The organism is Vibrio gelatinilyticus, assembly GCF_022836845.1.
Lineage (GTDB): Bacteria > Pseudomonadota > Gammaproteobacteria > Enterobacterales > Vibrionaceae > Vibrio > Vibrio gelatinilyticus.
This window is the reverse complement of sequence record NZ_JAJNNZ010000016.1, coordinates 60055-84937: the sequence shown is the minus strand read 5'-3', so window position 1 is coordinate 84937 and position 24883 is coordinate 60055. Positions and strand designations below refer to the sequence as shown.

22 protein-coding genes, 1 other RNA gene, 1 pseudogene and 1 riboswitch are annotated in these 24883 nt (G+C 44.4%); of the genes and pseudogenes, 9 read left to right on the top strand and 15 right to left on the bottom strand.

The genetic code is table 11. The features are described from left to right. Nucleotides 1-31 precede the first annotated feature (31 nt). From LNL84_RS16605 to LNL84_RS16585, 5 genes are all read right to left on the bottom strand, one after another. Complete coding sequence (locus LNL84_RS16605) at nucleotides 32-1591, bottom strand: AbgT family transporter (protein ID WP_244358746.1); 1560 nt, start codon at nucleotides 1589-1591, stop codon at nucleotides 32-34. Nucleotides 1592-1926: 335 nt separating this feature from the next. Further along, nucleotides 1927-2337: a type IV pilus modification PilV family protein gene (locus LNL84_RS16600; RefSeq protein ID WP_244358745.1), complete on the bottom strand. Its 411-nt coding sequence runs from the start codon at nucleotides 2335-2337 to the stop codon at nucleotides 1927-1929. Then, nucleotides 2327-3616, bottom strand: coding sequence for a hypothetical protein (locus LNL84_RS16595; protein ID WP_244358743.1), 1290 nt, complete (start codon nucleotides 3614-3616; stop codon nucleotides 2327-2329). Before LNL84_RS16595 ends, LNL84_RS16600 begins: the two co-directional genes overlap by 11 nt. Then, on the bottom strand, nucleotides 3613-4224 hold the full coding sequence (locus LNL84_RS16590) for a hypothetical protein (RefSeq protein WP_244358742.1): 612 nt from the start codon (nucleotides 4222-4224) through the stop codon (nucleotides 3613-3615). Before LNL84_RS16590 ends, LNL84_RS16595 begins: the two co-directional genes overlap by 4 nt. Before the next feature lie 2 nt (nucleotides 4225-4226). Further along, the gene (locus tag LNL84_RS16585; protein ID WP_244358740.1) at nucleotides 4227-4733 is read right to left on the bottom strand and encodes a GspH/FimT family pseudopilin; all 507 of its coding nucleotides are present in this window, start codon (nucleotides 4731-4733) and stop codon (nucleotides 4227-4229) included. Nucleotides 4734-4847: 114 nt separating this feature from the next. Here LNL84_RS16585 and LNL84_RS16580 point away from each other — a divergent pair, with 114 nt between their 5' ends. Beyond that, nucleotides 4848-5261 carry a type IV pilin protein gene (locus LNL84_RS16580; protein ID WP_244358738.1) on the top strand — a complete coding sequence of 138 codons (414 nt, stop codon included), beginning with the start codon at nucleotides 4848-4850 and terminating at the stop codon, nucleotides 5259-5261. 44 nt (nucleotides 5262-5305) lie between these two features. On the opposite strand, the gene dnaJ is transcribed toward LNL84_RS16580, so the two are convergent. Both dnaJ and dnaK read right to left on the bottom strand, forming a co-directional pair. After that, the gene (gene dnaJ, locus LNL84_RS16575; protein WP_244358737.1) at nucleotides 5306-6445 is read right to left on the bottom strand and encodes a molecular chaperone DnaJ; all 1140 of its coding nucleotides are present in this window, start codon (nucleotides 6443-6445) and stop codon (nucleotides 5306-5308) included. A 206-nt stretch (nucleotides 6446-6651) separates the two neighbouring features. After that, nucleotides 6652-8565, bottom strand: a complete 1914-nt coding sequence (gene dnaK, locus LNL84_RS16570) for a molecular chaperone DnaK (protein ID WP_244358736.1) — start codon at nucleotides 8563-8565, stop codon at nucleotides 6652-6654. 483 nt (nucleotides 8566-9048) lie between these two features. Between dnaK and LNL84_RS16565 the strand changes: the two genes are divergently transcribed. Further along, nucleotides 9049-11016: a cellulase family glycosylhydrolase gene (locus tag LNL84_RS16565; RefSeq protein ID WP_244358735.1), complete on the top strand. Its 1968-nt coding sequence runs from the start codon at nucleotides 9049-9051 to the stop codon at nucleotides 11014-11016. Between the two features lie 63 nt (nucleotides 11017-11079). Here the strand turns inward: LNL84_RS16565 and LNL84_RS16560 are convergent, their stop codons facing one another. Further along, on the bottom strand, nucleotides 11080-12354 hold the full coding sequence (locus LNL84_RS16560) for a dicarboxylate/amino acid:cation symporter (protein WP_244358733.1): 1275 nt from the start codon (nucleotides 12352-12354) through the stop codon (nucleotides 11080-11082). 269 nt (nucleotides 12355-12623) lie between these two features. Further along, nucleotides 12624-13238, bottom strand: a complete 615-nt coding sequence (gene grpE / locus LNL84_RS16555) for a nucleotide exchange factor GrpE (RefSeq protein WP_244358732.1) — start codon at nucleotides 13236-13238, stop codon at nucleotides 12624-12626. Between the two features lie 154 nt (nucleotides 13239-13392). Between grpE and nadK the strand changes: the two genes are divergently transcribed. From nadK to bamE, 3 genes are all read left to right on the top strand, one after another. Continuing rightward, on the top strand, nucleotides 13393-14277 hold the full coding sequence (gene nadK, locus LNL84_RS16550) for an NAD(+) kinase (protein ID WP_244358731.1): 885 nt from the start codon (nucleotides 13393-13395) through the stop codon (nucleotides 14275-14277). A 147-nt stretch (nucleotides 14278-14424) separates the two neighbouring features. Then, entirely contained in the window at nucleotides 14425-16089 is a 1665-nt protein-coding gene (recN, locus tag LNL84_RS16545; protein WP_244358730.1) for a DNA repair protein RecN, read from the top strand. 159 nt (nucleotides 16090-16248) lie between these two features. Then, the gene (gene bamE / locus LNL84_RS16540) at nucleotides 16249-16608 is read left to right on the top strand and encodes an outer membrane protein assembly factor BamE (protein WP_244358729.1); all 360 of its coding nucleotides are present in this window, start codon (nucleotides 16249-16251) and stop codon (nucleotides 16606-16608) included. Nucleotides 16609-16667: 59 nt separating this feature from the next. On the opposite strand, the gene LNL84_RS16535 is transcribed toward bamE, so the two are convergent. Both LNL84_RS16535 and LNL84_RS16530 read right to left on the bottom strand, forming a co-directional pair. Next, a complete protein-coding gene (locus LNL84_RS16535; protein WP_244358728.1) occupies nucleotides 16668-16973 on the bottom strand; it encodes an RnfH family protein in 306 nt (101 codons plus the stop codon). Continuing rightward, nucleotides 16963-17406 (bottom strand): SRPBCC family protein, encoded by a 444-nt coding sequence (locus tag LNL84_RS16530; protein WP_244358727.1) that lies wholly within the window; start codon nucleotides 17404-17406, stop codon nucleotides 16963-16965. The genes LNL84_RS16535 and LNL84_RS16530 overlap by 11 nt, the downstream gene beginning before the upstream one ends. Nucleotides 17407-17523: 117 nt before the next feature. On the opposite strand from LNL84_RS16530, the gene smpB reads away from it, so the two are divergent. Together smpB and ssrA are read left to right on the top strand one after the other, a co-directional pair. Next, nucleotides 17524-18009, top strand: coding sequence for an SsrA-binding protein SmpB (gene smpB / locus LNL84_RS16525; protein WP_244358725.1), 486 nt, complete (start codon nucleotides 17524-17526; stop codon nucleotides 18007-18009). Nucleotides 18010-18075: 66 nt separating this feature from the next. After that, nucleotides 18076-18442, top strand: a transfer-messenger RNA (tmRNA) gene (gene ssrA, locus LNL84_RS16520). On the opposite strand, the gene LNL84_RS16515 is transcribed toward ssrA, so the two are convergent. Then, complete coding sequence (locus LNL84_RS16515) at nucleotides 18421-18612, bottom strand: hypothetical protein (protein WP_244358723.1); 192 nt, start codon at nucleotides 18610-18612, stop codon at nucleotides 18421-18423. The two genes, ssrA and LNL84_RS16515, sit on opposite strands and share 22 nt — an antisense overlap. Nucleotides 18613-18765: 153 nt before the next feature. On the opposite strand from LNL84_RS16515, the gene LNL84_RS16510 reads away from it, so the two are divergent. Continuing rightward, nucleotides 18766-20406 carry a methyl-accepting chemotaxis protein gene (locus tag LNL84_RS16510; protein ID WP_244358721.1) on the top strand — a complete coding sequence of 547 codons (1641 nt, stop codon included), beginning with the start codon at nucleotides 18766-18768 and terminating at the stop codon, nucleotides 20404-20406. A 91-nt stretch (nucleotides 20407-20497) separates the two neighbouring features. Here the strand turns inward: LNL84_RS16510 and LNL84_RS16505 are convergent, their stop codons facing one another. Both LNL84_RS16505 and LNL84_RS19755 read right to left on the bottom strand, forming a co-directional pair. Then, nucleotides 20498-20668: a hypothetical protein gene (locus LNL84_RS16505; protein ID WP_244358720.1), complete on the bottom strand. Its 171-nt coding sequence runs from the start codon at nucleotides 20666-20668 to the stop codon at nucleotides 20498-20500. A gap of 666 nt (nucleotides 20669-21334) precedes the next feature. Continuing rightward, nucleotides 21335-23191: pseudogene (locus LNL84_RS19755) on the bottom strand (methyl-accepting chemotaxis protein); the annotation flags it as partial. Between the two features lie 493 nt (nucleotides 23192-23684). Then, nucleotides 23685-23840: riboswitch (FMN riboswitch) on the top strand. 97 nt (nucleotides 23841-23937) lie between these two features. Here LNL84_RS19755 and ribB point away from each other — a divergent pair. Beyond that, nucleotides 23938-24600, top strand: coding sequence for a 3,4-dihydroxy-2-butanone-4-phosphate synthase (gene ribB, locus LNL84_RS16490; protein ID WP_244358718.1), 663 nt, complete (start codon nucleotides 23938-23940; stop codon nucleotides 24598-24600). Between the two features lie 59 nt (nucleotides 24601-24659). On the opposite strand, the gene LNL84_RS16485 is transcribed toward ribB, so the two are convergent. After that, nucleotides 24660-24830, bottom strand: coding sequence for a carbohydrate-binding protein (locus LNL84_RS16485; RefSeq protein WP_244358717.1), 171 nt, complete (start codon nucleotides 24828-24830; stop codon nucleotides 24660-24662). Nucleotides 24831-24883 lie beyond the last annotated feature (53 nt).

Sequence of the window (24883 nt, the reverse complement as noted above, 5' to 3'; positions counted from 1 at the left end):
GAAGACGGGCTTTTCATAACTAAACCAACTCTTACATTGTGTAAGTGTAAGGCGCTTGGATACCTAGAGGGATACCAAGAGCCCAGTAAGCTAGCAAGAAGATAGTCCAACCAATGAGCATCGCGATAGAGAATGGCATCATCAGTGATGCCAGTGTACCGATACCGGTAGACTTAACATAGCGTTGGCAGTAAACCACAACCAGTGGGAAAAATACCATTAGTGGCGAGATGATGTTCGATACGGAATCACCTACACGGTATGCCGCTTGCGAAAGTTCAGGTGAAATACCTACCGCCATTAGCATTGGAACAAGGATTGGACCAATCAACGCCCACTTCGCCGATGCTGAACCAACCAAAAGGTTAACAAAAGCGGTTAGCAAGATCATACCAACAATGGTTGCCTGACCAGGCAAGTTCATCGCTTTTAGACCTTCTGCTCCGTAAAGCGCAAGCATAGTACCAATGTTAGATTGACCAAACGCCGATAAGAACTGTGCACAGAAGAACGACATTACAATGTACGCGCCCATCGTTGCCATTGTATCTGACATGGCTTTAATAACGTCATTGCTGGTTTTAAAAGTGCCCGCCACTCGGCCGTAAACATAACCTGGGATAATGAACAAAATGAAGATCAATGGAACGATGGATTTCATAAGCGGTGCTGAGAACGAGGTGATCTCGCCTTCTGGAGAACGCAGTGCTGACGATTCTGGAATGATCGCAGCAATGAGAAGTGCGATACCAGCAACCATAGCCCAACCCGCGGCACGGAATGCCTTAGATTCAGTCTGAGTGAATGTACCTAGATCCGGTGCTTCTTCAGCATCGTCATCAACAGGAGTATTCTTCAGGCGTGGTTCAATGATTTTCTCCGTCACGTACCAACCAATCGCAACGATTAGGAAAGAAGACAGACCTGTAAAGAAAATGTTCGCTAATGGGTTAACAATATAGTTTGGATCGAGTACTTGGGCTGAGGTTTGTGTGAAACCTGCCAATAGTGGATCGATGCCAGACGGAATGAAGTTTGCTGAGAAACCACCCGATACACCCGAAAATGCTGCCGCGATACCCGCGAGTGGGTGACGACCTGCTGCGTGGAAGATAATACCACCTAGAGGAATAACCAGAACGTAGCCAGCATCTGCAGCGGTATGCGATACGATAGCAACCAAAATCAACATTGGCGTTAACAGCTTAGCTGGCGTAAAGTTCAGCATTTTCTTCAGGCCTGTTGTGATAAAGCCTGATGAATCTGCCACACCAACACCTAGCATCGCAACAAGAACGATACCTAACGGCGCAAAGCCAGTAAAGGTCGTCACCATGTTGGCTAAGAAACTGGCCAGAGCTTCACCGGTAAGAAGGTTTTTAACCTCTAGAGCTGCGCCTGTACGTGGGTTAACGAGATCAAAAGAAACGTTAGAAAGAAGTGCTGACGCCACCCACACGATAACCAAAGCCCAGAAAAACAAGATGGCAGGATCTGGGATCTTATTACCCGCTCGTTCAATAAAGTTTAAAAAGCGATCCATCCCTGTCGGCTTCGAAGATGGTGCTGAATTAATAGATTGGTTACTCATGGTAACTCCGTAGTTTGATGTTGTTGTTCGTGAATTTTTTACTAAGTTTCACTATGAACTTTTTATTACTGAGCTATTTTATTTATTACGAGAAAAATTAGTAGATAATTTGGATCTTTTTCCATATTTGTAGACTTATTTTGCAAAAAATACCCCTACATATAACATTTATGACACACAAGAAGCCACATTAACCATACAATCACCTAACTAGCACGTAAAGTACCCAATCTAGTAACCATAGTTGATGACGCTTTGTCTATTTAAAGAAAAGCAAGAAGTGAATTGAAATGGTAAGTTTTTAGGGGAAAATGCTAAAAAATATGACGAGAGGATTAATACTCGCTAAAGCGAGAAATTTGACTTTTCAACTCCACTTTTTGAGGGCCAAAAGGATTACTCCAATGCGCGGTCATTTGTACTGTTTTGACATTGCCGAGCAACGCCACATTGGCGATCTCCCATTGCAATAGGTAGAGTGGATGGCTGTCATCTTGTCCGTCAACAATACTCGTATCGAAGTTAGCCATTACAAAACTAGGGGCTGATACCGTCGCATCCCCATGGTTTCGAAACCAATCCATTTTAGACTGAGCCAAACTCATGGCCTCTAGGCTCTGGTAGCTGTATAAGGCGCGCTGCTCGATAAAGACTTGCATTTTCAGCAGGCCTAACGCTCCAACAGCAATGAGTGACAACGCTATCGAGACTTCCAGTAAACTAAAACCATTCTGTTTAGAAATCACGCCACGATCCTTTTTTCCAATGGTATGAAAGAGAGCCAACCGTTGTGTTGCCATTAGACACATAATCAATATCCAAATCGCCAACTAGGGTTGTTAGCCCCCCCTTAGCGTCAAAAATCAACCCGCCCTTTGGAAAGCTCGAAGTAATTTGAATACTGACTGAGTTCTCTTCTATGAAATCTTTAAAGTGCACTTGCACTGAGGCACTTGTCCAGAACTCATCAAGTGAGTCACGGACAGTGTTATTTTCCATGTCCACTCGATGATAAACTACTCCATTAAAAACAAGGGATCCATTTAAGGCCAATGCGCCATTATTGACCACTAACAGCTGAGTAGCGTTTGCGTTTGCAGCAACAGCCCGATCAATATAACAATGCCCTTCTAGCCACAGGCCTCTTTCTTCTCCGAGTACAAAATGATCTTCTATCAGTTGGGAGCATTGATTGGCTTCAAAATTGGTAATTCGCTTAAAGCGCGTCGCATCAGATGAGATATTGGCAAGACTTGTCTCGCTAGCGTTTCCACCAAAGAGATCTCGAAATGGATTAAGCCTCGCATTGGCGATAAAATCTTTCTTAAACGGCCCTCTATCATGAGATTTGTTAAGGGAAAGCGTAAACGCCTTATCTTCTTGCTTACCTATCACTGTTTTGTAGTCATCTGCACATTGCCTACTAAGGCCAGGAAAAGCTCCATCGAATACTGGCGCGACAACCTCTAGGCCATGATCACGCCCACTAAAGCCTTGCGTTGCATCATATTGAAAAGTAAAACTATCGGCATAAGTCACACTCGTGCAGGCAAATTCATGTTCGCTTGAATTGATAGGCTCTGTGCTTACATTAGGTGATATAACCGTGGTGCCAATCAACTTGAGCGGGCCAACGGTTTGAATCGCACCTTGGGGCTCGCTACCTAGTTGCTGAATAACTCTTTGTACTTTTTGATAGCCTGATGTGGCTGTAAGAGTAAACTCCTCTCCATTTTCAACAATCAGCTGAGAATCAAATTCACTTAACTGGCACAGTTCAGAAAAGTCGCTCCCTTCACTGAGTAACTGAGCTGGTGAAGTCGAATAAGTTTGCACATACGCAAAAGCGCAATCTAATACTCCTTCTGCGCGTGCTCTTTGAGCCCAAACACTGCTTTCATTTTGTGCGCGTTTTATCTGATACAGTGACGCTTTGTAAGCGCCGACCACTACAGCTAATGAGACCATCATCAAAACACTGGTTACCAGTAAAACCACAGCTCCGCGCTGATTTAACGTGTTCATGTTCCATTTCTCACAATAATGTTGCGCTGTAGGGTTCTGGTCACTGAGTGATCATTGGCTAATCTTCCTGAAAGCACCATTTTTATCCAGGTTTTACTCGTGATGCTGCTTGTCATATCAGCACTTGTAACCCCGAACTCGGTGATCTCTATGAGCTTATCATCGACCATTTTTTCACAGTTTATAATGCTCACCGCCGCTACCGTCATAGGTGAATCTTGCCGATCAGAACATATTTTTAGTCTGCCTATAGGGTCACTTTCATACATCCAGGCAACATTTTGATAGGAGGGAGTCTCATGATGAACATCCCAATAGACGTACTGCAGCCCACCGCCTTGTTGCTCAACGACTCTCGTAGCATCATCTAATAAACTTGCTGAGCCATGCTGCCCATAGCCCGCTCGAGTTAGATCATTTTCTAGCCGCCGAGACAAAGTGACTAAGGTTTGTTCTAATATTTTCCCTTTGTAATTGGCGCTGTTATTTCCTTGCAGCGATAAAAACATCGCACCAATCGAAAGTAGACAGAGTACCCCAATCGTCGATGCCACCATCAGTTCAACTAACGATGTGCCGAACTGTCGGCTACGCTTTCTAACAGGCATGTTTAACATTCCCCCAATAATGGATCAAAGTCGCCAAACTGACAGAGCACTACCCGCCCAGAGCCTGTAGAGGTTTTAATACCAACGCCTTGGCTATTCTGAGCTGATTGTTTGAAGGTCATCGTTCCTGCACTTAGCGCTGCGCCCGTAAGACGATCAAACTTAATTTGCATCGAGCTATGATTCATATCGACATAAAGATCCACAAAACTCTGGTCAGCCAATTCAAATAAGGGATCACTAAAGTCACTCTTACTCGTTGAAACGAGCGCCCGCCAACGCGATTGACCGCCTCCATTTGGCAGGTTATCAATATGAAACCATAAATCCTGCCCGCGAAGTACCGCTTCAGATTTGGTTTGAATCATTAAATTGAACACTTGCTCACTGGTACGTTTAACCAGAAACTTATTAGACATTGTCCAATAACTGGGCACAAAAATGCTCATTAGCAGCGTGACCACTGCCAATAAGATACCGAATTCAATCATGCTAAAGCCTCGACTCATTTCGCGATTTCCAATGAAAAAAACAGAAAGAATATAAACTTAGTTGCTTAAATCGTAGCAGAGTAGAACACTAGTAAAGGTTGAGTTGGTCGAGAATCGGGCTAGGTTTGATAAATGATATGTAATAAAAGAAGCAGCAGACAAATTGGTTTGACGTTGATCGAAATTGTCATCAGTCTTGCAATATTGAGTCTATTTGTTTCCATAGCTTACCCTGTTTACAAACAACAGGTACTCGGCAGTCATAGAACGGCAGCATTGACCGATCTCATGAGGATGCAACTGGAGTTGGAAAAAGAATTTAACGGCAGCTATCAATTCGAAAGTGTCATTTCCGCAGGTCAATGTGTGCTCTGTGAGTCTGACCCGTCTCGCTACCAGTTTACCGTCACCGCAGACAATGGTTATACGCTCAGTGCCACCCCAGCAAAAGGAAGTCCACAGTTGGAAGATTCGTGTTTAAATTCAGATAAACGAATCACTCTTGATGCGATTGGCAACATGCTACCAGCGAGCTGTTGGAAATAAAAAAGGCCTGCTAAGAGCAGGCCTTTACAAGTAATACTAACCGTTTAGCTGGTTAGATCATCGAAGAACTTTTTAACACCGTTAAAAAAACCTTCTGATTTAGGGTTGTGCTTATTTGCCGCATCACCACCACAGGTTTCTTCAAACTCACGTAGCAATTCTTTCTGACGCGAACTCAGCTTCACCGGCGTTTCGATGACCAGTTTAACAATGAGGTCCCCCACACCGCCGCCACGAACACCCTTAACGCCTTTACCGCGCATACGGAACATTCGACCCGTTTGAGTTTCTTCTGGCACCTTGAGGCTAACACGGCCATCTAAAGTCGGAACTTCTACTTCACCACCTAAAGCCGCTTGCGAGAAACTTACTGGCACTTCGCAGTACAAGTTGCTGCCATCGCGCTCGAAGATGTGATGCTCTTTAACATGCACTTGAACATACAAGTCACCCGCTGGAGCTCCTTGCTCACCCGCTTCACCTTCACCAGACAGGCGGATACGGTCACCCGTATCTACGCCAGCAGGGATCTTAACTTGCAGTGTTTTGGTTTTCTGCTTGCGTCCCTGACCATGACAACTGTTACAAGGATCTTTGATGATTTGACCTTTGCCGTGACATGTTGGGCAAGTTTGTTGTACGGCAAAAAAACCTTGGCGCATCTGAACTTGGCCATGGCCATGACAAGTGCCACAAGTTTGTGCTGACGAGCCTTTCTTCGCGCCGCTACCATCGCATGTTTCACACTCAACCAGTGTCGGTACTTCAATTTCTTTTGAGCAGCCACGGACTGCTTCTTCAAGCGTAAGCTCCATATTGTAACGAAGGTCAGCACCACGTTGCGCACGCGCTTGACCACGACGGCCACCGCCACCGAAGATGTCGCCAAATACATCACCAAAAATGTCACCAAAATCGCCGCTACCGCCACCAAAGCCGCCGCCGCCCATGCCGCCTTGTTCAAAGGCCGCATGTCCATATTGATCATAAGCCGCTTTCTTTTGAGTATCGGTCAGGATCTCGTACGCTTCTTTTACTTCTTTAAACTTTTCTGCTGCGCCATCATCACCCTGATTGCGATCTGGGTGAAATTTCATTGCTAGACGCTTGTAGGCCTTCTTGATGTCGCGCTCTGACGCATCACGTTCGACGCCTAATACTTCGTAAAAATCACGTTTTGACATATTGCTTGTTACCAATTACTTCAACAAACAGCTACCGCTGCTTTGGGGTTGTATCGTTCTAGATAAAGATTCACTTCCTTATCTAGAGCGACAAGTTTATACACTGAGATTTACAAACATGCGGGCGTGAAGGTCTCCCCAAACGCCCGCAACTCAATAATTGTATTCGTCACTACCCCTAAGATGGGGTAGTGAGCATAATCAAATTATTTTTTCTCGTCTTTAACTTCTTCGAACTCAGCATCAACAACATCGTCGTCTTGCTTAGGTTGCTCACCAGCTTCAGCGCCTGCACCTTGTGCTTGAGCTTGCTGTTGTGCAATTTCCATTAGCTTCTGAGCCGCTTCCATTAGCGCTTGAACTTTTGCATCAATCGCTTCTTTGTCTTCACCTTTACGAGCTTCTTCTAGCTCAGTAATTGCCGCTTCGATCTTCTCTTTCTCTTCTGCAGGCAGTGCTTCACCAGCTTCTTCTACTTGCTTACGAGTACCGTGAATCATTTGGTCAGCTTGGTTACGTGCAGTCGCTAGCTCTTCGAACTTCTTGTCCGCTTCTTTGTTAGCTTCTGCTTCTTGTACCATTTTCTCGATGTCGTCATCGCTCAGACCGCCAGATGCCTGGATAGTGATCTTCTGCTCTTTACCTGTCGACTTATCTTTTGCAGATACGTGTAGGATACCGTCCGCATCAAGGTCGAATGTTACTTCGATTTGAGGCATACCGCGTGGTGCAGCTTGAATGCCTTCTAGGTTAAATTGACCTAGAGACTTGTTAAAGCTCGCTTGCTTACGCTCACCTTGAAGTACGTGGATAGTTACCGCACTTTGGTTGTCTTCTGCTGTCGAGAATGTTTGATTCGCTTTCGTTGGAATAGTCGTGTTCTTCTCAACTAGCTTGGTCATTACACCGCCCATTGTCTCGATACCCAGAGACAAAGGAGTCACGTCTAGAAGAAGTACGTCTTTCACGTCACCAGCTAGTACACCACCTTGAACTGCAGCACCCATTGCTACTGCTTCGTCAGGGTTTACGTCTTTGCGTGGCTCTTTACCGAAGAACTCAGTAACCTTAGCTTGAACCATAGGCATACGAGTTTGACCACCAACTAGGATAACGTCATTGATGTCGTTTACAGATAGATCCGCGTCTGCTAAAGCAACTTTTAGTGGCTCAAGAGAACGTTGCACTAGATCTTCTACTAAAGATTCTAGCTTCGCACGAGTCACTTTTACGTTCATGTGCTTAGGACCAGTCGCGTCGGCAGTAACGTAAGGAAGGTTTACGTCAGTTTGAGTCGTAGAAGAAAGCTCGATTTTCGCTTTTTCTGCGGCTTCTTTAACACGCTGCATTGCTAGTGGATCGTTCTTAAGATCAATGCCTTGCTCTTTTTTGAACTCTTCAACCAGGTAGTTGATCATGCGGTTATCAAAGTCTTCACCACCAAGGTGAGTGTCACCGTTAGTTGCTAGTACTTCAAACGTTTTCTCGCCTTCAACTTCGTCGATCTCGATGATAGAGATATCGAAAGTACCACCACCAAGGTCATAAACCGCGATAGTGCGATCCCCACCTTTCTTGTCTAGACCGTATGCTAGAGCAGCTGCTGTTGGTTCGTTGATAATACGTTTTACTTCAAGACCTGCGATACGGCCAGCATCTTTAGTTGCTTGACGCTGAGCATCGTTAAAGTAAGCAGGTACTGTGATAACAGCGCCAGTCACTTCCTCACCAAGGAAGTCTTCAGCTGTTTTCTTCATTTTTTTCAGTACTTCAGCTGATACTTGAGGAGCCGCCATTTGTTGGCCTTTCGCTTCTACCCATGCATCACCGTTGTCAGCCTTAACGATTTTGTAAGGCATGATTTCGATGTCACGCTGTACTTCTTCGTCTTCAAAACGACGACCGATAAGACGCTTAATAGCAAATAGCGTGTTCTCTGGGTTTGTAACTGCTTGACGCTTAGCAGGCTGACCAACTAATGTTTCGCCATCTGTGTATGCAATTACCGATGCCGTTGTACGCTCACCTTCCGCATTTTCGATTACGCGTGGCTTGTCACCGTCCAATACAGCAACACAAGAGTTAGTAGTACCTAAGTCAATACCAATGATTTTACCCATCAGGCTATCTCCGAATTAATTCTAATTTCGTTTCTAATTACACCCCATATGTGGGGCCAGTGTTCGGGCTTTCAACCCTAGCTAGCAAACAAAATTTACAATGTTTGTTTTATCTATGCACCATAGATAGGGGCACCCTCTTCCTTTCTCAAGGGCAACAAACAAAAAAACTCACATTTTTACGATTCATTTTCTACCTCTTCAGTTAATCGGCTCTTTTTAGAGTCTCATTTTGAGTTCTAATTCGGTCATATCATTGATGCTCACCTGGCGAAATTGGCGACCTTGCTCACAGGCCGCGCAACAGGTGCATCGGTGTGCGGGTTCTCCCGGTTGTCTCAATAAGTTCAATATTTACACTCTCCAACCAGTTAAAGTATGCAATTAGAACAGAAGGAACTGATCATGCTCTTATTCTCTTTATGTCGGAGGCCAGCTTGGCATTGGCTCTGTGGAAGCCTCATTTTCACTCTTGTGGCTAGCTTGAGTTCACTAGCCTCTGTGAGTGCCGCAACATCGAACTTATGCCAGGTCGATATTGAATACTCAGTGGTAAATCAATGGCAATCTGGCTATCAATCTGAGGTTTCAATCACCAATAAGACAACCTCTGATTTATCAGGTTGGTCGTTGAACTGGGCCATTGACGCCCAAGAATCTTTCGTTTCTGGCTGGAATGCTCATTATGACTACCAAGCCCCTGACCTCACTGCAACCTCTAACTTTGACTGGAACAAAGTGATAGCGAGTGATGGTGGAAAAGTTACGTTTGGTTTCCAAATAGACTCTTTGCAAGCGCCGACAATCCCAGTCGACTTCATCTTTAACAGCGATGGCTGCAGTGAACCGTTGCCTCCTGTTACCCCGCCAGAGCAAAAGAGCTTTGTTCGCGCAAGTGGTACTCAAATCATCGACCCTGAAGGCAACAACCTTATCTTTCGAGGGATGGGGATAGGAAGTTGGATGGTTATGGAACCTTATATGTTTGGCTTCAACGAAGACGCTGATGAGGGACAACACAAAATCCTTAACGATATTAGTAACGTGGTCGGTAGCGAAAAGACTCAAATCTTTCATCAGGCCTGGCTCGATAACTTTTTCACTGAGCAAGATGTTATCGAATTGAAAAACTCTGGCTTCAATACTATTCGCTTACCAATGCACTACCAATTGTTCACACTACCGATCGAACAAGAACCCATAGAGGGGCAAGACACTTGGCTCACTCAAGGATTTGATATGGTAGACCGGTTACTCGATTGGTGCCGGCAACATGGTATTTATCTCATTCTCGATTTGCATGCTGCCCCTGGTGGACAAGGTTACAACGGCAATATTAGTGATTACGATCCAAGCAAGCCATCGCTTTGGGAAAGCGCGGAGAACCAAAGAAAAATGGTCGCACTTTGGGGAAAAATCGCCGAACGCTATGCCAATGAAACCTGGATAGCCGCCTATGATCCAATGAATGAGCCAAACTGGGGTTTTGAGAACAAACCGGATAACAAACACGGTTGCACTGAAGAATCCAACCAACCGTTACGGGATATGTACGCCAGGCTGATTCCAGAAATCAGAAAATACGACAAAAACCATCTGATCGCCGTAGAAGGGAATTGCTGGGGCAATAATCACTCTAGCCTTTGGCCTCTTCCTGTCCCCGACGACAATGTTGCCATCAGCTTTCACAAGTACTGGAACGAAAACAACCTTGAGTCGATACAGCAATACATACAGATGCGCGATCAATATCAAATACCACTTTGGATGAGTGAATCTGGTGAGAATACAGTAGCGTGGTATCGAGACGCGGTGGAACTACTCGAAGAAAATAACATAGGTTGGTCGTGGTGGACGTGGAAGAAAATGGAGCATCCTTCCGGCGTATTTTCGATATCAAAACCAGATGGCTTTCAGGAATTACTCGATTATTGGCAAAGCGGTGGCCAACAACCCGATCCTGTCAGCGCTCATGAGACATTAATGATGCTGACTGAGAACTTAAAGATGCACAACGCACACCGCAATCAAGACACGATCGATGCGCTAACCAAAGCTCAGATAAAATGCGACAGTCAGCCCGCCTACCCATTGAACACTTCAGTAGCTGCTACGGAATATTGTGAAATGTCTGGAGTAAAAAGTGATGAGGGTTACGTGGGTTACTTTGCCCAGGGCGATTGGGTTGCCTACCCTTTCTTTGCTCCTAGTTCGGGGAATTATACTCTTGAACTCAGCGTGGCTACTGAGCTTGATAATGGCCATTTAAGGATCGAACTCCTCGGAGGGCAGACCGCGCTATCGGAGTACAAATTAAGCAGTACTAATGGTTGGTTTAATTGGCGAACGATTCGGATTCACATACAACTAGAGGCAGGCTATCAACACCTTGCGATCGTTTCGCAATCTGATGACGTGAATTTGCATTCGATAAACTTACTGCAGCAATAACTAAAAAAAGCGGAGCCAACTCTGGCTCCGCAATGTATCTCGTTATATGTAACTGTCAGCGTATTATGCGTGATTCTCAGTAGCCTGAACTTCTGCTTGCTGCTCTACGTTGATCTCTTTTTCGCTTGCGGCAACGATGGTGTTCACTGCGGTATCACCAACAACGTTTGAGCTGGTACAGAACATATCATTGATACGGTCAACCGCCGCAACGATAGCCAGACCTTCTGGTGGAAGACCCAATTGGTGAAGTAGTACACCAATCATAACAACACCACCACCAGGAACGCCGCCAGCACCGATAGACAGTAGCAAGACAGTGAAGCCCATAGTGAACAAATCACTGGTTTGGATTGGTTGTCCAAATGCATTAGCAATAAAAATCGTTGCAATAGCAATGTAGATTGACGCACCAGCCATGTTCATGGTTGCACCTAGTGGCACACCAAAACCTGCAACTGACTTAGACACACCAATCTTATCGGTTAGTGTACGCATCGTTACTGGAATGGTTGCGTTCGAGCTTGCTGTGGACAGTGAAAATAGTACCTGTTCACGTGTTGCTCGAATAAACTGAGAAGGTGTAACACTTGTTGTCGCACCAACCATTAATGGATAAACAACAAAGATCCACAGAACAAGAATTGCAACAACTAGTGCCACATAACCCGCAACAGAAGCTAGTGTACCTGCATCTAACGTTGCACCCAATTGGATCATAAGAGCAAATACACCGTAAGGTGCAAGGCTCATAACCAAGCCAATTAGCTTCATCATAATGTCGTTAGCAACCTTAAACGCATTGACTGCTGGTCCACCTTTTTTGTCCAATGCTTGGATGGCAAGACCTGTCAAAATTGCCATAAAGATGATTTGCAGCATGTCACCATTGGCAAACGCTTGGAATGGGTTGCTTGGTACAATGTTGGTGATCATAGAGAAGATGTCAGGTGTCGTTGTTGACGTCAGCTCAATAGCTTCTGTCACGGTACCGCCAAGATTGGCACCGGCGCCAGGCGCAACAATAACGCCAATAGTCAACGCGAATGCGATAGCTACAACAGTATTGATAATGTAGAGAGCAAAGGTTTTACCGCCGAGACGACCAAAAGAATTAATGTCTTTTAGTTCAACGATACCGCATACGATCGAAACAAATACCAAAGGTACGACAAGCAGTTTGATTAGCGATACAAACATACCACCAACGCCTTCTGCGAAACCTAATAGGTATTGATCAAAAAGGCTAACGCCGGCGAAAAGGTATTGAATTGCTGTACCGATTAACAGACCAGCAAAAAGACCTATAAAGATCTTTTGGGATAATGATTTTTTCATTCAAAAACTCCAGAATGTTGTGTGTTGTTCTCTGCATTTTTATAATTATCAACTTTCTCATTAACGGAAAGCTCAGTGCATACTACCTATCTACAATTCAAAATAAAGCATTATTTTTACACTACGTTACTTTTTTAACACAACAGATATGACTATATGCATTGAATTTAACAATAGTTTCACCTAAACGAATAAGTAAAAAAAATGGAGCCCTTAGGCTCCATTCTGATAAATCAACAAGATAGAATTTAGGCTACATCGCCGTCAAATTACTTCGACACCATAACCATCGCTGGACGCAAAACGCGACCATTTAACTCATATCCTTTTTGCATGACGAACATCACAGTATTGGACTCATGATCAGCGCTCTCTTGAATAGACATTGCTTGATGTTGTTCAGGGTTAAACGTTTCGCCTTCTGGATTAATTTCCTTGAGGCCAAATTTAGCAACTACATCAACAAACGTTTTGTGAGTCATCTCTACGCCCTCTAGAATCGGCTTTACAACGTCATTTTCAGCGTCAGCCGCCGCGATAGCGCGCTCCAGATTATCAATAACTGGCAGCAGCTCTTCAGCAAACTTGTTCAATGCGTACTTGCGAGCCTTATCGATTTCTTGCTCAGTACGGCGACGCATGTTTTCTACTTCAGCTTTAGCTCGAAGCACACTGTCTTTTTGCTCTTGAAGTTTTGCTTCACTGGCCAATAACGCTGCTTCTAGTTGAGCAACCTTAGCATCATTGATTTCTTGCTCAGATTCTTCATTCCACTCAACATCCGCTTCAGAACCGATAACTTCGGCTTCAACTTCTACGTTGTTCGCTTCTGCTTCATTAGATTTCAACTCTTCTTGGTTCACTTTGTTCTCTTCGTTGCTCATGATTTCTCCAGAGTATTGAACTTCTTGCCAATGTTTGCTGGATTAATCATTAACTTCTTGGATTAATTCAGGCTAAACACTGCATATATACATTGATTGGGTATATTATGGGGATGAAGATTTGTGATTCAAGCATTAATAGTTTGGAAGCGATATGAAAAAACCTTTTAAGGTCATTGCCATCATCGGCAAGCCCCGAGCACAACAAGCCATTCAAACCCATAAAGACCTGTTCTTATGGCTGATTTCTAAAGGCTATGAGGTCATTATTGACGATCGCCTTGTCGATATACTGCTTGATATTCCAAGAAAACATTTTTGTAGCCTGGTCAGACTGGGTAAAGAAGCCGATCTCGCCATCGTGGTTGGGGGTGACGGAAATATGCTTGGTGCGGCACGAGTGCTGTCGCGTTTCAATGTTGCGGTGATTGGTGTCAATCGAGGTAACCTTGGCTTTCTTACAGATCTTAGCCCAGACAACTTTCAGGATGCACTAGAGGCCGTACTGCAAGGTGAGTATATAGAGGAAAAGCGCTTTTTGTTGGAAGCCGAAATCCATAGGCACGGTCAAATTAAAAGCCACAACGCAGCACTAAACGAAGCGGTTCTGCACCCAGGGCAAGTCGCCCATATGATTGAATTCGAAGTCTACATTGACGGAGTATTCGCTTTTAGCCAACGCTCAGACGGCATTATTATCTCGACACCGACAGGCTCTACCGCTTATTCCTTATCAGGAGGCGGCCCAATTTTATCGCCCAAGCTTAACGCTATTTCGTTGGTACCGATGTTCCCACATACTCTTTCTAGTCGACCACTGGTGGTCGATGGTCAGTGTCGAATCATGTTAGTTGTTTCACCAGACAATCGAGGTACACAAGAAGTCAGTTGTGATGGTCAGATCTCACTACCGGTTTCACCTGGCGATGAAATTCACATCTATCAAAGTCCGAACGAACTGCGTCTTATCCACCCTCAAGATTACAGCTATTACCACGTACTGCGTAATAAGCTAGGTTGGTCTAATAAGCTGTTCTAAAAAGAAACACCGCTGACTTTGCTGGTTAATTGAACATAATAACTGTGGCTAAGCGCACAAAAACTTACCTGTACAACTTTACTGTATAAAGAAACAGTATATACTGTTTCTTTATACAGTAATGTTCATTTTAACAGGTAATCTAAAATGCTGTCTCATCTAAGTGTTAATAATTTTGCTATCGTAAAATCTCTGCAGTTAGAACTCAGTAAAGGAATGACCACCATCACCGGTGAAACTGGTGCAGGTAAATCCATCGCTATAGATGCGCTGAGTCTTTGCCTTGGCGGTCGCGCCGAAGCCAGTTCCGTTCGTATCGGCGAAGATAAAACAGACGTCACTGCCGCCTTCGCGCTTGATGAAAACATCAATGCCACGCGTTGGTTAGAAGATAACGATCTCCTCGATGGTAACGACTGCATTTTAAGAAGAACCATTAATAAAGATGGACGATCACGTGCTTTCATTAATGGCAGCCCCGTACCCTTGTCACAAATGAAGTCACTTGGCCAATTATTGATCAACATTCATGGACAGCACGCTCATCACCAATTGATGAAATCTGAGTATCAACTTGCACTACTTGATCAATACGCTGGCCATGCTTCGCTATTGCATAATGTTCGTCAACATTATCAATCCTGGCGTACTGCCGACATCGCCCTAAAACAATTAACAGAAAACAGCGCCAGTAATCTCGCGCAGCTACAACTGCTTGAGTATCAGATCAAAGAACTTAACGAATTGGCGATCGGTGAAAATGAATTTCCTGAACTTGAACAAGAACACAAACGCCTGAACAACAGCGGTGAGTTGGCTCTATCTTGCCAGCAAACCATCGACATCATCTATGAAGGTGACGACGTAAACGCCTTAGCACTACTGCAAACGGCCAGCAGCAAGCTACAACAACTTGCCGAATTAGACAGCAACCTAAACAATCTTCCGACCATGTTAGAAGAAGCGATCATTCAAGTCGAAGAAGCTAACTCTGAACTACGGAACTACCTCGACACCATTGACGTTAACCCTGAAAGAATGTCGTTTGTAGAAGAGCGCTTTTCTAAAATCATGTCGTTAGCACGTAAGCACCATGTTTTACCAGAAGATCTGTACCAGCATCATCAGGATCTATTGGCACAAATCGATGCGTTAGACAGTTCCGATGAAAAATTACAAGCGAAAGAAGAAGACGTGCTTGCCAAGTACCAAATCTTCTCCCGTGCTAGTGAAAAGCTCAATAAATCACGAAACCGCTATGCAAAAGAGCTTAACAAGCTCATATCGCAAAGCATGCACGAATTAAGCATGGAGAAGGCCAAGTTTAAAATTGACATCACTTTCGATGCCGAACACCCCACTCCACTGGGTATGGACAGTGTGGTCTTCTTAGTATCAACAAACCCTGGCCAACCTATGCAGCCCATAGCAAAAGTGGCTTCTGGTGGCGAACTGTCTCGAATGTCATTGGCAATACAGGTGATCACCGCACAAAAAGTGGACACACCAAGCTTGATTTTTGATGAAGTGGATGTAGGGATCAGTGGGCCAACCGCTGCCGTTGTTGGGCAAATGCTTCGTAAACTTGGCGAATCAACCCAAGTCTTATGTGTAACGCATTTACCGCAAGTGGCCGGTCATGGCCATCAACAACTATTTGTGAGTAAGCAGACCAAAAACAATAAAACCGAAACCAGCATGTACGCTCTTGATCAAGAGCAACGCATCAGCGAACTCGCACGCTTACTTGGCGGTAGCCAAATCACGGACTCAACTCTCGCTAATGCGAAAGATTTGCTGATTGCAGCTTAAAGGGATAGTTCCACGCTAGAAGAGATTTCGCTAAAGAATGCAAGCCAACTCATAATTCACACTGTGAGTTGGTTATTCAAAGCACAGTTTTTTTTACATCTGCCTCATCCTTGTTTATTATCTGATCCAGAATTACCGAAACAGATACATAAGACGACTATGCAACTTAAGAAATGGCTCATCAGTATGCCGTTAGCCATCGCCATGTTAACTGGCTGTTCGCTGGCGGAGAAAATGGTTTATCGAATCGATATAAACCAGGGTAACTTTGTTGAACAGAGTGCTGTCGAACAACTCAGGTTTGGCATGACCAAAGAGCAAGTTCGCTATGTTCTCGGCTCTCCCATGTTAATTGAAAATGGTTATCCCAATACTTGGTATTACATCTACCACGCGACAAAAGGACACAACAATCCTGAACAACGTAACCTCGTCGTCAATTTTGAAGCGACAGGAACACTGACTGATATCGCTGGTGACTATGAGGCTCATTCAAACTTTTATCAGAGCCTAAACTAAGTTCCCACACACAAAAAAGCTCGCATTAGCGAGCTTTTTTAAAAGTATCTAGAACTTGGTTAGGCTTTGGCCGCTTTCGCCTGCTCCGCTCTTTTTCGTCGTATCTCTTTAGGATCGGCAAGTAGTGGTCGATAAATCTCAATGCGGTCTTTATCACGTACAGTCGCATCAAGCTTAACGTTACGACTAAAGACACCCAGTTTGTTTTTATCAAGATCCACTTCGGGGTAAATAGCCAGCACTCCAGACTTTTCGATGATCTCTTTGACGGTCATTTCTTTATTAACCACCAAAGCAAATACACGTTGTTCGTGCGGCAATGCATAAACGACTTCAACATGAATCAAATTAGAGTCAGTACTCATAGCTGACATAGACCTCTTTCGCTCGACGAGTAAAGGCATTAACCATATTACTGGTCAACTCATGAAAAATTTTACCAAACGCCAATTCAACCATTTTACTTGAGAACTCGAATTCCAACTTCAATTCGACCTTACAGGCTCCTTCATCTAGAGATGTAAAGAACCATCCCCCTTTTAAAGATTTAAAAGGACCATCAACCAGTTCCATCAAAATGGCACTTCCATGGTCTAATTGATTGGTAGTCGTGAATGTTTTGCTTATTCCCGCCTTAGATACGTCAACTGACGCAACCATTGCTGAACTGCTAGATTCGATCACCCGAGAACCAGAACAACCAGGCAGAAATTTGGGATAACTACCAACATCGTTCACCAAATTGAACATTTGTTCAGCACTAAATGAAACTAACGCTGAACGCGTCACCTGCTTCATGTTTACTCCTCAAAAATGACCGATACTCAAAAGCTAACACGATTTTACTGTTATTATCGCTAAGCGCAAATAAAAGCCTTTCCTAAAGCTCTGCTCTCACTTTATAATGTCGCCACTATGGTAAAGAAAAAATCAAAAAATAAAGCCGGTAGCAATACTATCGCGCTCAATAAAAAAGCTCGCCACGAGTATCACATTGATGATGAGATCGAGGCAGGAATTGAGCTACAAGGCTGGGAAGTCAAATCACTTCGTCAGGGTAAAGCCAATATCGCCGAAAGCTATGTTTTCCTGCGCGATGGTGAGGCTTATATCAGCGGAATGAGCATTATCCCACTAAATCAAGCATCGACACATATCGTTGCTGAGCCGACACGCGTGCGTAAACTATTACTCAAGCGCAAAGAGCTCGACAACTTGATTGGCCGAGTTAACCGCGAAGGAATGACCTTGGTGGCCACCGCGCTTTATTGGTCTCGCTCTTGGGCGAAGCTAAAAGTAGGTGTGGCTAAAGGTAAAAAACTTCACGATAAACGTGCTGATCTTAAAGAAAAAGACTGGGCACGAGACAAGGCACGAATTATGAAGAGTAATTTGCGTTAATCTTGAGCACTTAAACGCGTAATGCTAGACAGCCAAAGGTTTTCTGGTACTATGCGAGTAACACTTGGGGCTGATTTAGGATTCGACAGGAATTTTGAAGTCTGAGGTGCATGCCGTGGGGCGGTTGGCCACGTTAAAAGCCGCAAAAAAATAGTCGCAAACGACGAAAACTACGCACTAGCAGCTTAATAACCTGCTCAGAGCTCTCTTGCCCTAGCTTCCGCCAGTAAGACGGGGACCAACAAGGGATCAAACCCAAACTAGCTAGCGTGGCTTCTCCCACCTGAGAGGAAAAGCGCGAATTATAATTCAGGTTAGCCATTAACTAGCGTGTCGGTTCGCAGGTTGGTGGTGAAATTAAAGATCGACTAAGCATGTAGTACCAATGATGAATGGTTTTTGGACGCGGGTTCAACTCCCGCCAGCTCCACCAAACGTTTGGAAAGGGCGGTAACTCTCTGAGTTATCGCCCTTTTTGTATTCAATAATTGGCATCATCTTTTCTCTTCGGCTCATTAACCTTTTCGCGATAGTAATCTTATCAAACATGCTAATTGTGCGTTCTCGAAACGATAAATAACGCGTGTGAATATCTACTTTCATATCAACACCTTATAGTTTTAAGATTGTAAGTTACTATTTTTATTGGATTTTAATCGCGAAATTTTCTGGAACTTCTACTTACGATTACTAGGTTACAATCTAGGCACTAAAATGTCGGCGACACTCTATTGCCCCAAAGCTAGGAGAAACCGTATGTTAAGCAAGATACAAAAGATATCAATCGCGACAAGAGCATGGACAATTTTACTGTTCTTTGCTGTTGGTTTGAGTGCTAATGTCGTTCTAGATGCACTCCAAACCCGGCAATTGATGAATGACAACTATCAGAGAGGCGTTATTACACTGGTTGAGAGCGCGCAAGGTGTTGCTCACTACTATTTTGAGCAGGCCTCACAGGGTAAGCTGTCAGAACAAGAAGCTCAGGTTCAGGCTCTCGCGGCCATTTCGGCCATGCGTTTCGACGGGGGCAACTATATTTTTGTCGCCGACCAACATGGAGTTCAAATTGCCTCTGGTGTGAAATCACTTATTGGTAAGAATATTCTTGGCCTTACCGATCACACGGGGAAAGCTTTTGTAAAAGAGTTGTACCGTGTGGCCAATAGTGGCGGTGGCTTCGTCGACTACATTTGGGCTAACCCTGATAAAGGTACAACAGATCCCAAAACCAGTTATGCACGAACGTTTGAACCCTGGCAGTGGATGATAGGTAGCGGGGTAAATATGGTCGCACTGCAAGCGAATATCGAGCACGCCGAGCACCGCTCTGCCTTTAAGGCTCTTATTATACTCGCCTTGTTATCGGCGGTGGTGGCCTTTTTTATCAAGTCGATTACTACGCCGATCCAGCGCACGATTAACGCAGTTAAAGAGCTTTCATCAGGTCACGGCGACTTAACTCAGCGCTTAGAAGAGCAAGAATGTCGGGAGCTCTCTGAACTGGCGATCCACTTTAATCGTTTTGTGGAGTCTATCCAAACCATCATGCTGTCAGTCAACGATGCAGCAACTCAGGTCTCTAGCTCTGTTGAACAAATGCACCACTCTGTTTACAAGATTGACGACAACCTAGTTCAGCAGCAAAACGATGTTGACCAACTTGCAACCGCAATGACCCAAATGCTTGCTACCGTTGAAGAGGTTGCAGGTAGAACGGTTGAAGCCAACGATGCCAGTCAATTGGCGGCGAAAGAGACCCGTTCAAGCCAAACGATTATGGGCACAAATATTCAAGCATCACAGCACTTGTCAGATGAAATGGGCAATGTCAGTCAAGTGGTCATGCAACTTTCGAACGATGTAAAAGATGTCGATACGGTGCTTGAGGTGATTAAAGGTGTCGCGGAACAAACCAATTTATTAGCTCTTAATGCTGCAATCGAGGCGGCGCGCGCTGGCACTCATGGCCGAGGATTCGCGGTTGTCGCTGATGAGGTGCGCACACTGTCGCAGCGAACTCAACAATCAACCCTTGAGATCCAGGCTATTGTAGAGAAACTTCAACAAGGTACTGAAAATGTCGTCTCTCTTATGTCGGCTGGAGCAAGCGAAGCGAATGAGTTAACCGCGCTATCCGCAAAAACTGGCGAAGCTCTTGAGAAAATCAGCCGTGAAGTTCAGACCATTGAATCGATGAATGAGCACATCGCGACTGCGGCGGAGCAACAAACAGTGACGGTGAATGATATCAACCGCAATGTTGTCAGTTTGCGCGACATGTCGGTATCCGTGTCGCAAGAATCAACGCAAATGTCTTGCGCAAGTCAATCACTTCAACAAGTATCTTCACTACTGATGGAGACAATCAGCAGGTTCAAATTAGCATCACAATAAATTGAGTTGTTATCAAACGAAAGGGCTAAGCTCATCTCAATAGCTTAGTCCCTTCAACGCTGACAATTTGGAGTTCACACAACCAAACTGTTTATCTCGCGTTACCGCCTTTATATCGGCAGGCTGTCATCGGCATTTTTACAACATCACCCGCTATTTGACAATCGACAAGATAACCAATTTTACCTGCACCTCCGCCAGCATAACTCAAGCTAGAAACCGCTAGCAGTGCGCCCAAAATAATTGATACTACGGTTTTCATAACGACATCTCCTCAACATTTTATAAAACGCAAAATTAGTATGAGATATCTCGTCAATAAAACCACAATTAGAATGGGAAAAAAGCGGCGAATAAATAATACAGACGCACTATCAGAGGGTTACCTTTAAGTACAGAAGATATCACTACAGGTCTTATTAAATGCGGGATATTGGAATGAAACTGCTGTTTTTATGCCCTCCATTTTGTTGCCACTTTACCTGAAATTGCTTTCGGCCAGATGCACCGACTATGCGACTACTAATAATTTCATTTTTTAATCAAGAAGTAACGAAGTCGTGTGATATTCGTTTGGTGAGGTAGGGCTATATATTGACCGACTCAAACAGTTCATGGCATGTAAATACAGTAACTTATTGGCGCTCAAGGGTAACACACTAGCAAAAGAAGTAATGCCGATATAAATAACTGGATTTTGAGAAACCATTGCCTAGACATCGATAATTTCTTACGACATCTAGGCAACAAAGTTGTTTGCAGAAATAAACAAAGCGGAATTAGCTTATACCTGAGCTAATTGGTTTCGAATGACAGAAATTGATTGAGAATGCTTTTGCGCTTCTTCACCTGTTACGTGTAATTGTTCACTCATTCCCAGGCTTGATGCCAGCAATGACTGAGTATCACTCGCCCCTTGATTAATTAGCGCCATTGCTTGTGCAATCTGCTGGCTATTTTCACTCGCGCCTGAAGCCTCATTCGAGACATCACTGATAACCTTTGATAGCACATCGACTTGTGTTTGCAGGTGGTTTACATTGGACGTTGATGATTGCAGTGAGTCTTGAGTGCTTTTTGCAAGGTTACGCACCTCGTCTGCAACTACAGCAAACCCTCTGCCATGTTCCCCTGCTCGTGCAGCTTCGATACTCGCATTCAGTGCTAGCAAATTAGTTTGCTCTGCTATTTGGTTAATGATGGACAATATTTCTTGGATGCTCGACACATCGCTGTTCACTGCGAGGATAGAATCACTTAGCAGTTGAGTTTCGTTGGCAAGTTTGCCAATGGAGGCGCTAAATTTCGACAAGTCACTGTTCAATGACACAGAGGAATCGCCCATGTTCGAGACCAAATCCCTTGCTTGATTTGTCAGCTCTGCTGATTCGTTCGCGACACTCATGATCCCGGCACTTGAATTGATCACCTCTTCTTGAATACGAGTCATCAGCTGTAAGGCCATATTGTTAAGTTGCAAGAAGTATTGAGAAAACTGCCCATATTCAATGACAAAATTAGCATGTTGATTCGCTTGCCCGGCTCTTCGCTTAAAGAAGAACAGCGAACTCAACGTTTCGTTGATGTTCACCCCATACAACTCACCAAATGTTGAGAATCCGGCAATTTGGTAGTCATCAAAGCAGCTTAGTTGGGACAAAGAGTGTTGGTTATTGAGACGTCTCAAAATGCAGTCAAATAGGATGCCTCCAACTGGCTCTCCATATTCAGTTACAAAACTCGCAAAGTCTTTTTCGGTTTGTTCAACGAATGACGTTGCTTTGACTAAATGAAGCTCGGTGCCTAGTGGCGTATCACAAAAGAAGCTCAAGCTTTTATTGGCAAGATCAATGTTGGCGATGGAACGAACAAACAAGTTATTGCCAACCTTACTTGCAAAACTGTGCCCTTTTAAGCGCTCGGCAAGCTGATCTTGCCCGCACGAAAAATAATGGCAAAGTTCATCGATTGGGCTGGTAAGTGTGGCACGTGATGGATCGATAAATCCGCTCACAGTGCGCAATGCCGGATCGGCATCACCTATAAACCAAGATTTTCCTGTGGTGGTAAAGTTTTGGGTTTTGAACAGTTGGTAATCAAACTCCGGCGCTAGCTCAACAAATACGATCAAAGCATGTTGTTTGCGTATCGCCTTGCCGTCATGGAATGGCGCTGATTTGAAGTCGAGTCCACCAGCCGAGGTCCCACCAATAAAAGGCACAGGAAAGCGTCCCGATTGGTAGACTGCTTCCATCAACCAGTTTTCACTATTAGTCAGTCCGTTTACTATTGTCAGTGCCACACAGTTTTCTGCGTTTAGGGATACGCTAGGAGAGATGTGTTTCAGCTGCGTCTCGATTTTCGCAATGCGATCACTGTGGCTAAGAGTGACATGGCCATTTTGCACATCATGACAGGGAAGCTCAACCAGATGTTCGTCGACATCATTGATCAGATCTTGGGAAAACAACTGCACGACAACCTTGTCACTGCCTTGGCTGTTTGAATAAAAAGGTGCATTAGCGCTCGATAACTCCCCTGCTGTAGACGTCGCAAAACACGGACATTGAGCGAAGCGTTTTACTTTTTGCTGTACGGATTCCAAGCTAATCTGCTGTGGTACAAAACTTATGATCAACGCCGGGGTAAAGTGGCTATTTTCTTGGAAAAACTGCTGCAACACCTTGTCAATATCTAGCAGAGTACTCTCTATTACTTTAACTGCGTCTAGCTCTCTTTGTGGTTCACCCTTGGTATCTCGATTAAATATACGCTTTAGCAGCATGTTCCTATCCTTGTCATCAGCTTTGGGAGCAAAGTACCGTCTGAGGAGAAAAGTCTCCTCATTATAAAACAGTGATGCTACCCAGCAATTATATAAATATCAATAATAAATATATAAATTTAGGCTCATAACAAAAACCGTAAGCTATTGATTTGAATTATGTAACAAACGCACTAACGACAATGTCAGTTGGCACAATTTTGAAGTTAGAATAGCCGTACCCTTCCCTGTCAGGCTAATTTTTGGTGTAAGCTCATCACGGTATCGAACTAAGTATTTCCCCGGTAACCATTGAGCTAACTCTTTCGAGACTTTTTGTACTGCGGTGCACTGCGCAAACTCCGTAAGGCTTCTCATATACCATACTAAAGCTGGTAAATACGCTCATTGTAATACCTCCATCATGTTTCCAAGTGAAACAACAACAGCTGACTTTTCAAGCCCCTAAAAAGGCGCTACCATCAGCAACGCCTTATATAGGCCATTATTAATTAATTATTCTCAGGGCGGGGCGAAATTCCCCACCGGCGGTATACTTCTCCACAATACGAAGTGAGCCCGCGAGCGCCTATAGAGCTATTTTGTAGGGTCAGCAGATCTGGTGAGATGCCAGAGCCGACGGTTACAGTCCGGATGAGAGAGAGTAACGACAATACTGCACACCACGTGCAGTCTGTTCTCGTGGATGAATGATCGTCCCTCTTTAGTTATGCCCTGATTCTGGTATTGAGATTAGGAGTATTACCATGAATCAGAACCAAACTTCACTTCTTGCTGAATTCGGCACCCCAACAGAGCGCGTTGATCGAGCTTTACTCGCCCTCCAAAATGGTCAAGGGGTACTGCTTCTTGATGATGAAGATCGCGAAAATGAAGGTGATATCATCTGTTCGGTTGATCATCTAACCAGCCAACAAATGGCATTGATGATCCGTGAAGGTAGCGGCATCGTTTGTTTGTGCATCACAGACGAACAAGCACAACAACTTGAATTGCCACCGATGGTTGAAAACAACAATAGCGCTAATCAGACCGCCTTTACCGTTTCTATCGAAGCGAAGGTCGGGGTTACCACGGGTGTGTCTGCTGCGGACCGCGTCATCACAATTAAAACGGCGTGCGCCACTCAAGCCAGACCAGAAGATCTCGCACGACCGGGGCATGTTTTTCCATTGAGAGCTCGTAAAGGTGGCGTTCTGACTCGCCGTGGTCACACAGAAGGTACTATCGATCTGATGCAAATGGCGGGATTATCCCCATACGGTGTACTTTGCGAAGTCACCAATCCTGACGGTACTATGGCTAAAACACCTGAAATTGTTGCCTTTGGCAAACTGCATAATATGCCAGTTCTCACCATTGAAGACATGGTTCAATACCGCTTAGCGTTAACCGAAAAGTCTGCTTAGACACACAAAAAGAGGAAGCCAAATTGGCTTCCTCTTTGTTTTGACCTGATCACTGCTTACTAGTTAGTTGAACAGGTTACCTCTCCTAAGTCTGTCCAAACACCCCACTCACCAGATTTGGTAGGGTCGTCACCTTGTGACCACCATTTCGCTTGCCACAGTTTTCCAGCCCAACAGACTTGGTCGCCACCAGTGTATACCGTGGATGGCTCCCATAAATTGTCACACATAGAGCCTGAGGTATTATCGGCCTTAATCAATACTGAATGTGTCGCTGTTTACC